Source organism: Marinospirillum sp., assembly GCF_044810985.1.
Lineage (GTDB): Bacteria > Pseudomonadota > Gammaproteobacteria > Pseudomonadales > Halomonadaceae > Marinospirillum.
Window position 1 is genome coordinate 2,574,162 of sequence record NZ_CP085242.1, and the last position, 11,680, is coordinate 2,585,841.

Genomic DNA, 11,680 nt, shown 5'->3' on the forward strand with positions numbered 1-11,680 from the left:
CTAACTGAATAATAAAAAAATAAGTGTGTCAGTTGAATGGAGTTGATGTCATGTCCGAACAATTAACTGCCCAAGAGAACAATAAGAACCCTCAGACTCATCTGGGGCATGAGCTGGAAAAATGGTTGGCTGAGGCGGACATCCGGGTGGGTGGTGACCGCCCCTGGGATATCCAGCTGAAGACCTCTCGCGTTCTGGAGGAAGCCATGTCCCGAGGCAACCTGGGCCTGGGTGAAGCCTACATGGATGGTGACTGGGAGGTGGAGAAGCTGGATCAATTCTTTTATCGCCTCCTCAAGGCCCGTCTGGATGAGAAGGTGGTGCACAGTGGCCTTTTCTGGCAACTGGTACGCCATCGCTTTCTGAACCTGCAAACCCTGCAAAGAGCCTGGCAGGTGGGGGAGGCGCATTATGACCTGGGTAATGAGTTCTACGCGGCCATGCTGGATTCGCGGTTAACCTATACCTGTGGCTATTGGCGGGAAGCAAAAAACCTGGAAGAAGCCCAGGAAGCCAAACTGGATCTGGTGTGCCGCAAGCTGGATCTGCAGCCGGGCATGCGGGTTCTGGATATCGGCTGTGGCTGGGGCAGCTTCATGAGCTATGCGGCACAAAACTATGGAATCGAAGCCGTTGGGGTCACCATCTCCAAGGAGCAGACCGCCTGGGCCAGCGAACAGTATGCTGAGCTGCCGCTGGAATTCCGGCTTCAGGACTACCGTCAGGTGGAGGGGGAATTTGATCGGGTCGTGAGCATCGGCATGTTTGAACATGTCGGCCGCAAAAACCTGAGAACCTTCATGGAAGTGGCCAGGCGCTGCCTGAAGCCCGATGGCCTGATGCTGTTGCACACCATCGGCAAGAACAAACGCTCCAGCACCCCGGACCCCTGGATCGACAAGTATATTTTTCCCAATGGCGACCTGCCTTCCATCGGCCAGATCGGAGATGCTGTGGATGGTCTTTTTGTCGTGGAAGACCTGCATAGTTTCGGGGCGGAATATGACCAGACCCTGATGGCCTGGGAGGACAACTTCTCTCGTGCCTGGCCTGATATTGCACCGCGCCTGCAACTGGATGAGCGCTTCCGGCGTATGTGGCGTTATTACCTGCTGTCCTGTGCCGGAGCTTTTCGGGCTCGCAGAACCCAGGTCTGGCAGTGGGTGCTTTCCCCTGAAGGTGTGGCCGGAGGCTACCTGCGTCCAAGTAATTGACTGGTCTGCTTGAGCCGGGAGCAAAAGCTGATTTATGCTGGGGTTATCTTACCCCACAGCTGAAGAGTGCTTATGCCCCAAGAAAGTCACCCGGACTTGAACGATCTCCCTGCAGACATCCGCCCGGAAGTTGCGCAGTCTTTAGACCGCATTGCCTCCAGCCTGCCTGCAGAAGCCTGGCCGGATTTGAGCCGGGAAGAACATCAGGCTCTGGGTCGCTTGTTGGCCAGTAGTCATTATGCAGCTGATGCTCTGGTTAAGGAGCCCTCCCTGCTTACGGCTTTGCTGGCCGATGAGCACCTGAACCGGCCCCTGCAATTTGCAGATTACCAGCAGGAATGTGCCCGCTATCTGCAGGATGAAAAAGGACAACCCCCTCAGAATGAAGAGGAGCTGCACCGGGCTCTGCGGCGCTTTCGTCGGGCTGCCATGCTGCGTTTGTTGTGGCGGGATGCCCAGCAGGCCGGTAATCACCGATCGGTTTGGCAAACTGCTGCCGAAATGTCCTGGCTGGCTGATACCACCGTGGAAGCCGCTTTGGGCTGGCTGGAAGAACACTACAGCCCCGCCTGGGGGCGGCCCTATCCTCGCGGCACGACCCAGACACAGCTAGACTCGGGTGAGGTTCGGCCCCTGCGCCTGGTGGTTTTGGGTATGGGCAAACTGGGGGCACTGGAGCTCAATCTCTCCTCGGACATTGATCTGATTTTTGCTTTTGCGCATTCCGGGGAAACCCTGGGCGGACGGCGCAGCTTTGATAATCAGGAATACTTTACCCGCCTGGGCCAGAAGCTGATTACTGCGCTCGACAAGATGACCGCCGATGGCTACGTGTTTCGGGTGGATATGCGCTTACGCCCTTATGGTGATGCCGGAGCGCTGGCGCTGGGCTTTTCGGCCCTGCTGGAGTACTACCAGGATCAGGGGCGTGACTGGGAACGCTATGCCATGATCAAGGCCCGGGTCATTGCCGGTGACCAGCAGGAAGGCGCTCGTTTGCTCTCGGAACTGCGCCCTTTTGTATACCGCAAATACCTGGATTTCAGCGCCATTGAATCCCTGCGTGCCATGAAAGCCATGATCAACCGCGAAGTAAAGCGCAGGGGTCTGGACAACAACATCAAGCTGGGGCGCGGCGGTATTCGTGAAGTGGAATTCATCACCCAGGTTTTCCAACTGATTCGGGGGGGGCGGGATACCGAGTTGCAGGAACGCTCCATCCGTAAGGTATTGCCGGTGATTGCCGGGCTGGGCCTGATGCCTCAGCAGGCTGCCGATGAACTGCTTCAGGACTATGCTTTTCTGCGCGATCTGGAACATGCCCTGCAAGGCCTGGATGACCGCCAGACCCAACTGCTGCCCGAGGGCGACCTGGCTCAGCAGCAAATAGCCTTCCGTTGTGGCTTCCAGTCCTGGGCCGATCTGATGGCTCAATTGGAACAGGTGCGGGATCAGGTGCGTCAGCACTTTGATGCCGTAATTGCCGACCCGGAGGAAGAGGAATCCCTGGAAACGGATGACGATCTCTCCAGCCTCTGGACGGATGAACTGGATAAAGCCCAGGCAGAAAAGCTTCTGGCGGAAAAAGGTTTCCTGCAGCCTGAAGCCAGTTTTCGGTTGCTGAAAACCCTGCGCGACAGCAAACAGACTGCCAGCATGCAGAAGGTGGGCAAAGAGCGTCTGGACAACCTGATGCCCTTGCTTCTGGCAGCCGTCACTGAAGCCAAAAAACCGGACACGGCCCTGGAACGCATCCTTTGGCTGGTGGAAGCTGTTTTGCGTCGCACCGCATATCTGGTGTTGCTCACCGAAAACCCCGAAGCCCTGCAACAACTGGTGAAGATGTGCTCGGCCAGTCCCTGGCTGGCAGAACAACTGTCGAAAATGCCCATCCTCCTGGATGAGTTGCTCAGCCCGGATACTCTCTACTCACCGGCCGACAAGCAGCGTCTTCAGGATGAACTGCGTCAGCACCTGAGCCGCATACCCGAAGATGACATGGAAGCCCTGATGGAAGCCCTGCGCTATTTCCGGCATGCCAATGTGCTGAGGGTGGCCGCTTCCGATATTGTGGCACAGCGCCACCTGATGAAGGTCAGCGACTACCTGACCTTCATTGCTGAAGTGATCGTGGAAAGCGTCATGCATTCGGCCTGGCGGGATCTGACGCGTCGCTATGGGCGCCCGCAACTGGCCAATGGCGAAGCGGCTGATCCCGGTTTCATTATCGTCGGTTACGGGAAACTGGGAGGAATTGAGCTGGGTTATGGCTCGGATCTGGATCTGGTGTTCATCCATGACGGTCATCCCACGGCAGGCAGTGATGGGCAAAAATCCCTGGATTCGGTCACCTACTACAGTCGTCTGGGCCAGCGAATCATTCACTTCCTGTCCACCGTGACACCTTCCGGTCAGCTCTATGAAGTGGATATGCGCCTGAGGCCTTCCGGTAATGCCGGTTTGCTGGTCAGCAACCTCAAGGCTTTTGCCGATTACCAGAGCAAGGAAGCCTGGACCTGGGAACATCAGGCTCTGGTAAGAGCGCGGGCGATTTGTGGCGATGAAGACTTGATCGAGCGCTTCAACAATCTGCGCGCCGAGATCCTGACGCAAAAACGCGATTTGCCACAGCTGCGCCAGGATGTAGTGACGATGCGTGAGAAAATGCGCGCCAACCTGGGCAGCAAAAAGCAAGGCGGGGATGAAGTCTTCCACATCAAACAGGATGCCGGTGGCATCGTTGATATTGAGTTCATCGTTCAATACTGTGTTCTGGCTTACAGTCACCAGCATGCACACCTGCTGGAAGTCACCGACAACATGCGCTTGCTGGATGCTTTGGCTGCAACCGGCGTACTGCCTCAAGATCAGGCACGTGCCCTTCAGGAAGCTTATCTGGCCTATCGACATGCCGCACACCATGCGGCCCTGGAAAAAGCCGGCACCAGTGTGGAGGCAGCGCCCTGGGCGGAGCACCGTAAACAGGTCAGTCAGGTTTGGGATGCTTTTTTTGCAGACAACCAGAAGTCATCGCAATCATGAACCATTTTTTTCGTAAACAGGCAGGCCGCAATCTGGTGCTGCTGCCGGAAACACCCCAGAAGCTGTTGCTGTCGCAACCCACGCTGGCGGATATCAAGCACCGCTTTCCGAAAAGGCCGCTGGATATCATGGTGCCCACCCAGTTGGCTGGGCTGGCGGCTCGCTTTGCCCAGGTGGACGAGGTGTATAATCTGCCTGACCCCAACATGAGCTGGAAAACCTTCTGGAAGGCTGGTCTGGCCATGCAAGGCAAGGATCATGCGCATGCCTGGGTGTTGCCGGATCGCTTCAAGCCGGCACTGATTCCCATGCTCGCCAATATTGGTGAGCGCACCGGTTATCGGGGTCGATATCGTTATTCTCTATTGATTGATATTCGTCTGCCCAACAAGGCACGTCACCCGCATCTGGTGGATCGTTACCGGGCTCTGGCCTGGGATATTGTCGATGAGCTGCCGGAAACACCTGCGCTGAGTCTAACTAGCGATACTCAGTTGCAACACCAGGCCAGAGAGCGGTTCAGGCTTGTTCAGGACAAACCCGTGCTGGCTTTTTGCCCCGGTACTCTGGGTGTGCCTGAGCCCGCCAGACAGCAGCAACCTGAGCCAGAGCAATGGCAAACCTTGTTGAATCAATGGGTTGAAGAGGGCGGACAGATCTGGCTGCTGGCATCGCATAATGAGCAGCTGGAAGTTGATGTGTTGCTGGAGTCCTTGCCACAGGCCACGCGCGATGCTCTTCACAACCTGTCCGGTCACATCAACTGGGAAGAGGCTGTGGATCTGCTCAGTCAAGCGCAGGTTGCCGTGGGGCTGGATAATGCTCTGTCACTGGTGGCTCTGGGTTGTGGTTTACCGGTTTACCTGCCCGTCAGGGATAGCAAGCAACCGGATACCCGGCAATGGCTGGCTCCTGCCGTGGGGGCTCAGGTAGTACCGATCAGTGAGTTGCGGGTTAGCCCTTGGTATTAGCCTGAAGGCGTACAAAATGTCGCGGTTTTTCGGTAGAATACCTGTTGTAATTTTACTAGCTAAAGCTAACTCCTCTTGAAAGAAGTGGCCACAAGCTGCTTTTTGCATGAGCTGTCAGTCATACAACGATGGAATCGGGGAATAAAATGACAACATCCAGCAATAAGATAATTTACACCCTCACCGACGAAGCACCGGCCCTGGCAACCTTTTCCCTGCTGCCGGTGGTTAGCTCTTTCACCAAGGTTGCAGGACTTGATGTAGAAACCAGCGACATTTCCTTGGCAGCTCGTGTTATCGCCTCCTTCCCAGAGCGTTTGAAAGAAGAGCAACGCCTGCCAGACACCCTGGCGGAACTGGGTAAACTGACCAAGCAGCCGGAAGCCAATATCATCAAGCTTCCCAATATCAGTGCTTCCATTCCTCAGCTGCGTGCCTGTATTAAAGAGCTGCAGGAACAAGGTTACGATCTGCCAGACTACCCTTTCGAGCCTGAAACGGACGAAGAAAAAGACATTCAGGCGCGTTATGCCAAAGTTCTGGGCAGTGCTGTCAACCCTGTGTTGCGTCAGGGCAACTCCGATCGTCGCGCTCCCCCTGCAGTGAAAGCCTTTGCCCGCAAGTACCCTCACTCCATGGGCAAGTGGAGCAAGGCTTCCCGTTCGCATGCAGACTGGATGCGTGGTGGTGACTTTTTCTCCAGTGAGCAATCGGTAACCCTGGAACAAGCCGGTGATGTACGCATTGAGTTTGTTGACCAGAAGGGTCAGGTTGAAGTCAAGAAAACCCTGCCCATGGAAGAAGGTGAAGTGCTGGATGCCATGTTCATGAGCGCCAAGGCGCTGGATGACTTCTTCATGCGCACCATTGAAGAGTGCAAGAACGATGGTGTGATGTGGTCTTTGCACGTAAAAGCCACCATGATGAAGGTATCTCACCCCATCGTTTTCGGTCATGCGGTTCGTGCCTTCTATAAAGAAGTTTTTGACCAGTATGGCAACCTGTTTGATGAGCTGGGTGCCAACCCCAACAACGGTATGGCCAGTATTCTGGACAGCATCAAGACTCTACCCAACTCCAAACAGGAAGAAATCGAAGAAGCGATTCATGCCTGTTATGAGCACCGCCCCGAAATGGCGATGGTGGATTCTGTTAAAGGGATTACCAACCTGCACGTTCCCAGTGACGTGATCGTGGATGCCTCCATGCCTTCCATGATCCGCAACTCCGGTCAGATGTGGGGCCGTGATGGCAAAATGAAGGACGTGAAGGCGATTATGCCTGAGTCCACCTATGCTCGCATCTACCAGGAAATGATCAGCTTCTGCAAGACGCACGGCGCTTTTGATCCCACCACCTGCGGCTCAGTACCCAATGTCGGTCTGATGGCGATGAAAGCCGAAGAATATGGCTCTCATGACAAGACTTTTGAAATGTCAGAAGCAGGCACCATGCGGGTTGTTAAAGCCGATGGCACGGTCTTGATGGAACACTCGGTTGAAAAAGGCGATATCTGGCGCGCTTGCCAAACCAAAGACGCGGCCATCAAGGACTGGGTCAAGCTGGCTGTAAACCGTGCGCGTCAAGCAGACACCACGGCCATCTTCTGGCTGGATAACGAGCGTGCTCACGACCGTGAACTGCGCAAGAAAGTTGAAAAGTACCTGAAAGATCATGACACCAGTGGTCTGGATATCCGCACCATGGGTTATGTGCGTGCCATTCGTACCTCCATGGAACGCATGGTTCGTGGCAAGGACACCATTTCGGTTACCGGTAACGTGCTGCGCGATTACCTGACGGATCTCTTCCCCATCATGGAGCTGGGCACTTCTGCGAAGATGCTGTCCATCGTACCCATGCTGGCTGGTGGTGGCATGTATGAAACCGGTGCCGGTGGTTCTGCGCCCAAGCACGTTCAACAGGTTCTCCAGGAAAACCACCTGCGTTGGGATTCGCTGGGTGAATTCCTGGCAATTGCCGTGTCCCTGGAAGAACTGGGCCAGAAAAACAGCAACAAGCGTGCTGAAGTGCTGGGTCAGGCTCTGGACAAGGCAACCGGTCGTCTGCTGGAAGAAAACAAATCACCTTCGCGTAAAGTGGGTGAGCTGGACAACCGTGGCAGCCACTTCTACCTGTCCAAATTCTGGGCGGAAGAGCTGGCCGCTCAGTCGGATGACAAGGATCTGGCGGAAAAAATGGGTCCTCTGGCTAAGCAGATGAACGAGCAGGAAGCACAGATCCTGAAAGAACTGAGCGATGCCCAGGGCAGCCCTGCGGATCTGGGTGGTTACTATCACCTCGACAAAGCCAAGGCTGACCAGGTGATGCGCCCCAGTGCTACCTTCAACAAGATTCTGGAAAGCCTGAAGTAAACCTTCAGTCTGAACGCTTCTTGTCAGAACCCGGAGTCGAAAGGCTCCGGGTTTTTTTATTGTATAATTGCTGCTTTTGCCAAGGAGAAAACCGGATGCAGCAACTGGTGACCCAGGTTTTATTGCCTCTGATTCTGGCGCTGGTCATGCTGGGTATTGGTATGGCACTGCAGCCAGCTGATTTCAAACGGGTACTTTTGAAGCCAAGAGCCTGTATTTTGGGTCTGGCTATGCAGTTGCTATTTTTGCCTTGCCTGGCTCTTGTACTGATAGGGCTGCTTCCCTTGTCGCCCCTGGCCGCAGCGGGCCTGTTTTTAGTCTCCCTCTGTCCCGGCGGCGCCACTTCCAATCTTTTTTCCCTGATTGCCCGGGGAGATGCCGCGCTTAGCGTCACCCTGACGGGTGTAACCAGCTTGCTGACGCCTCTGACTCTGCCTTTACTGTTCCTTGCTTACCTGCAGATCAATCCCCTGGATACCGGTCACTTTCAACTGCCTCTTTGGCCCGCCATTCAACAATTGGCACTGGTTACCCTGGTTCCGGTAGTTCTGGGCATGCTGATCAGGCTTCGGTTTCCAGTCTGGGCGATCAGATTTCAGCCCGGCCTGCGTCGCCTGTCCACCTTGGCCATGTTGTTGATTGTTATCAGCCTGCTGGCAACCCACCTGTATTTGCTGGAGCGAATCCTCAGTGTTGAAGGACTGGCGATACTGTTGCTGAGTACAACAGCCATTCTCAGTGGCTACCTGATGGCCCGTAAGTCGGGGCTGAAAGAACGCGAACAAAGAACGCTGGGTCTGGAGGTGGGTGTGCAGAATGCCGGTACCGCCATTATGGTCGCCCTGACCATCCTGCAAATGCCTGCCCTGGTTCTGGTGCCTTTGATGTACGGTATCCTCATGAACCTTCCGGCATTTGGTTTTGTTACCTGGCTGTACCGTAAAGACCAACTGGAAACCACTGACCTGGACGGAGAAGTGAACGAAGGTGTCTGACCTTAATGCCTGGTTTCTGGCTCTGCGCCCGAAAACCCTGCCTGCTTCCCTGGCACCCATCCTGCTGGGCAGCGCCCTGGCGTTTGCCGATGGCTCTTTTAATCCCGCCGCTTTTTTTCTTGCGCTCATTTGCGCATTGTTGCTGCAGGTGGCCGTCAATTTTGCCAACGATCTCTTTGATGGCCAGAAGGGTGTGGATACCCAGCAGCGGCTTGGCCCCTTGCGCGGACTGCAACTGGGGCTAATAAAGCCGGAGCAACTGCAAAAAGGTCTCGGGTTGGTGTTGGGTGGGGCGCTGGTCAGTGGCTTTCTGCTGGCTGCTCTGGTCAGTTGGTGGCTGCTGGTGTTCGGCCTGGCTTCACTGATTGCTGCCCTGGCCTACAGTGGCGGCCCCTGGCCGCTGGCATCACGGGCTCTGGGTGAGCTTCTGGTGTTGGTGTTTTTTGGCTGGCTGGCCGTGATGGGCAGTTATTTTATCCACACCCAGAAGCTGACCCTGGACGCTTTTGTTTACGCCACCCTGGTCGGCTTGCTGAGTGCCGCCATCATGCTGATCAACAATTTGCGTGATCGCCACACCGATGCCGCCGCCGGAAAAAAGACCCTGGTGGTCTATCTGGGTGAACACAAAAGCCGACTTCTCTATCGCCTGCTGCTCCTGACTGCTCCCCTGCTGCACTGGTCACAAAACCCCCGCCTGGAAGAGCTGACCTGGTTGCCTCTCCTGCTGATTTTTCCGCTGCTGCTTTTGCTGTTTCGCTGGATGGGTCATCTGGAAGGCAAGGAACTTAACCGCATGCTGGCCCTCACCTCCCTGATGCTGCTGATCTACTCCCTCAGCCAGTCCCTGATTCTGGTGTTGGGTTGATTTTCTGGTAAAAGAACCGGGCTTTGATTTTGCTCTTCATCGAAGTCTCATCCATGCTGCCCCCTTCCTTTAACCATTTTCTCGGCATCGGGAAATTGGTCTTATCTTGAATTGTGTGGATTTCAAGTCGCCTGTCATAGAAACCTACCACTTTACTCGGTTTCTAAAAGGTACTAAAATAGTCCACTATAGATTCAACCCAAGGTAGGTGGCATGCTCAAGCTCAGTAAAATGACGGATTACGCAGTGGTGCTCAGTGCCCAGATGGCGCGTCATCCTGAGCGTTTGTATGCAGCAGCGGACCTGGCGGACGAAATCGGTTTACCCAGGCCCACGGTCAGTAAGCTGTTGAAAATGCTGGTCAAGGCTGATCTGTTGGTGTCACGAAGGGGCACCCAGGGTGGCTACCAGTTGGCGCGTTCGGCTTCGACCATTACCGCCAGTGACCTGATCGCCGCGATTGAAGGCCCGGTGGCGATGACTGAATGCAGTTTGGAAGATTCCCAGTGTGATCTGATCAGCCAGTGCGGAGTGGCCAACAACTGGCAGCGTGTGACCCTGGCGGTGCACCAGTTGCTGGCTTCTGTGACCCTGGCACAGTTGGCACAGACACAACCGATCAAACTGCCTTGGGTACAAATACAGGCACTGACCTTGCATGAACCCGCCCAATTATAAAGAAAGACTTGATGATGCCCGGAGGCCGTTATGGCGAGTGAAGAGATGGAGCAGCTGGTACGTAAAGACTACAAGCAAGGCTTCGTAACCGATATTGAAAGTGACACCCTGCCGCCTGGTCTGGATGAAGATGTCATCCGCCATATCTCTCTACGCAAAAAAGAGCCGGAGTGGTTGCTGGAGTGGCGGCTGGAAGCTTATCGTCATTGGCTGACGATGAAAGACCCACAAGCCTGGGCGCATCTGTCTTACCCGAAAATTGATTATCAGGCGGTGTCCTATTATTCCGCACCGGGTGCCAAGAACAAGGATGCGCCGAAAAGCCTGGATGAAGTTGATCCCAAATTGCTGGAAACCTTCGACAAGCTGGGCATTCCCCTGCATGAAAGGGCAGCACTGGCCGGTGTAGCGGTGGATGCCGTGTTTGATTCGGTTTCTGTGGGCACCACCTTCAAGGCCAAGCTGGCCGAAGCCGGGGTAATCTTTTCTTCCATTTCTGAAGCGGTTCAGGAGCATCCTGAGCTGGTCAGGAAATATCTCGGCACCGTGGTGCCTCACACCGACAACTATTATGCCGCGCTCAATTCGGCGGTCTTCACTGATGGTTCCTTTGTGTTTGTGCCCAAGGGTGTGACCTGCCCGATGGAGCTGTCGACCTATTTTCGTATCAATGCTGCCAACACCGGTCAGTTCGAGCGCACTCTGATCGTCTGTGAAGAACAGGCTCAGGTTTCTTACCTGGAAGGCTGTACCGCCCCCATGCGTGATGAAAATCAGCTGCATGCGGCAGTGGTAGAGCTGGTCGCCCTGGATGATGCCTACATCAAATACTCCACGGTACAAAACTGGTATCCGGGCGATGAAGAAGGCAAAGGCGGCATCTATAACTTCGTGACCAAACGCGGCGACTGTCGCGGCGACCGAGCCAAAATCAGCTGGACTCAGGTGGAAACCGGCTCAGCGATCACCTGGAAATACCCCAGTTGCATTCTGCGTGGCAAGGATTCCGTGGGTGAATTCTATTCAGTGGCGGTGACCAACAACTACCAGCAGGCCGATACCGGCACCAAGATGATTCATCTGGGTGAGGGCAGTCGCTCCACCATCATTTCCAAGGGGATATCCGCCGGGCGCTCCAACCAATCCTATCGGGGTCTGGTGAAAATTCTGCCCACGGCGAAAAATGCCCGCAACTTCACCCAGTGCGATTCCCTGCTGTTGGGTGATCAGTGCGGCGCGCATACCTTCCCCTATCAGGAAATCGGCAATTCTTCTGCCATGGTTGAACACGAAGCCACCACCTCGAAAATCGGTGAAGATCAGCTTTTCTATTGCATGCAGCGCGGCATTTCTGAAGAAGACTCGGTCAATATGATCGTCAATGGCTTCTGCAAGGATGTCTTCAAGGAACTGCCGATGGAGTTTGCCGTGGAAGCCGAGGCTTTGCTGAATGTTACGTTGGAAGGTGCTGTAGGTTGATGGTATCAGGCACAGCATTACAGGGCGCTGGCTTGCCAGTCGGACAAACCATCCCGGT

8 protein-coding genes are annotated in these 11,680 nt (G+C 55.0%); all 8 read left to right on the forward strand.

Annotated features, from left to right (window positions below; translation table 11 throughout):
* Positions 1–50 precede the first annotated feature (50 nt).
* The 8 genes from cfa (at position 51) to sufB (ending at position 11,622) form a co-directional block, all read left to right on the forward strand.
* Positions 51–1,214 (forward strand): cyclopropane fatty acyl phospholipid synthase, encoded by a 1,164-nt coding sequence (gene cfa / locus LG323_RS12130; protein WP_404416536.1) that lies wholly within the window; start codon positions 51–53, stop codon positions 1,212–1,214.
* 72 nt (positions 1,215–1,286) lie between these two features.
* Positions 1,287–4,256, forward strand: a complete 2,970-nt coding sequence (glnE, locus tag LG323_RS12135) for a bifunctional [glutamate--ammonia ligase]-adenylyl-L-tyrosine phosphorylase/[glutamate--ammonia-ligase] adenylyltransferase (RefSeq protein ID WP_404416539.1) — start codon at positions 1,287–1,289, stop codon at positions 4,254–4,256.
* Complete coding sequence (gene waaF, locus LG323_RS12140; protein ID WP_404416542.1) at positions 4,253–5,227, forward strand: lipopolysaccharide heptosyltransferase II; 975 nt, start codon at positions 4,253–4,255, stop codon at positions 5,225–5,227. Before glnE ends, waaF begins: the two co-directional genes overlap by 4 nt.
* A gap of 146 nt (positions 5,228–5,373) precedes the next feature.
* Positions 5,374–7,602: an NADP-dependent isocitrate dehydrogenase gene (locus LG323_RS12145; RefSeq protein WP_404416545.1), complete on the forward strand. Its 2,229-nt coding sequence runs from the start codon at positions 5,374–5,376 to the stop codon at positions 7,600–7,602.
* Positions 7,603–7,697: 95 nt separating this feature from the next.
* Complete coding sequence (locus tag LG323_RS12150; protein ID WP_404416548.1) at positions 7,698–8,597, forward strand: bile acid:sodium symporter family protein; 900 nt, start codon at positions 7,698–7,700, stop codon at positions 8,595–8,597.
* Entirely contained in the window at positions 8,590–9,465 is an 876-nt protein-coding gene (locus LG323_RS12155; RefSeq protein WP_404416551.1) for a 1,4-dihydroxy-2-naphthoate polyprenyltransferase, read from the forward strand. Before LG323_RS12150 ends, LG323_RS12155 begins: the two co-directional genes overlap by 8 nt.
* A 213-nt stretch (positions 9,466–9,678) precedes the next feature.
* Positions 9,679–10,143 carry an SUF system Fe-S cluster assembly regulator gene (locus LG323_RS12160; RefSeq protein ID WP_404416553.1) on the forward strand — a complete coding sequence of 155 codons (465 nt, stop codon included), beginning with the start codon at positions 9,679–9,681 and terminating at the stop codon, positions 10,141–10,143.
* Between the two features lie 30 nt (positions 10,144–10,173).
* Positions 10,174–11,622: a Fe-S cluster assembly protein SufB gene (sufB, locus tag LG323_RS12165; RefSeq protein ID WP_404416556.1), complete on the forward strand. Its 1,449-nt coding sequence runs from the start codon at positions 10,174–10,176 to the stop codon at positions 11,620–11,622.
* Positions 11,623–11,680 lie beyond the last annotated feature (58 nt).

Bases quoted from the DNA above. Each gene is read 5' to 3' on its own strand.
- cfa (WP_404416536.1), top strand. From the start codon at position 51: ATGTCCGAACAATTAACTGCCCAAGAGAACAATAAGAACCCTCAGACT.
- glnE (WP_404416539.1), top strand. From the start codon at position 1,287: ATGCCCCAAGAAAGTCACCCGGACTTGAACGATCTCCCTGCAGACATC.
- waaF (WP_404416542.1), top strand. From the start codon at position 4,253: ATGAACCATTTTTTTCGTAAACAGGCAGGCCGCAATCTGGTGCTGCTG.
- LG323_RS12145 (WP_404416545.1), top strand. From the start codon at position 5,374: ATGACAACATCCAGCAATAAGATAATTTACACCCTCACCGACGAAGCA.
- LG323_RS12150 (WP_404416548.1), top strand. From the start codon at position 7,698: ATGCAGCAACTGGTGACCCAGGTTTTATTGCCTCTGATTCTGGCGCTG.
- LG323_RS12160 (WP_404416553.1), top strand. From the start codon at position 9,679: ATGCTCAAGCTCAGTAAAATGACGGATTACGCAGTGGTGCTCAGTGCC.
- sufB (WP_404416556.1), top strand. From the start codon at position 10,174: ATGGCGAGTGAAGAGATGGAGCAGCTGGTACGTAAAGACTACAAGCAA.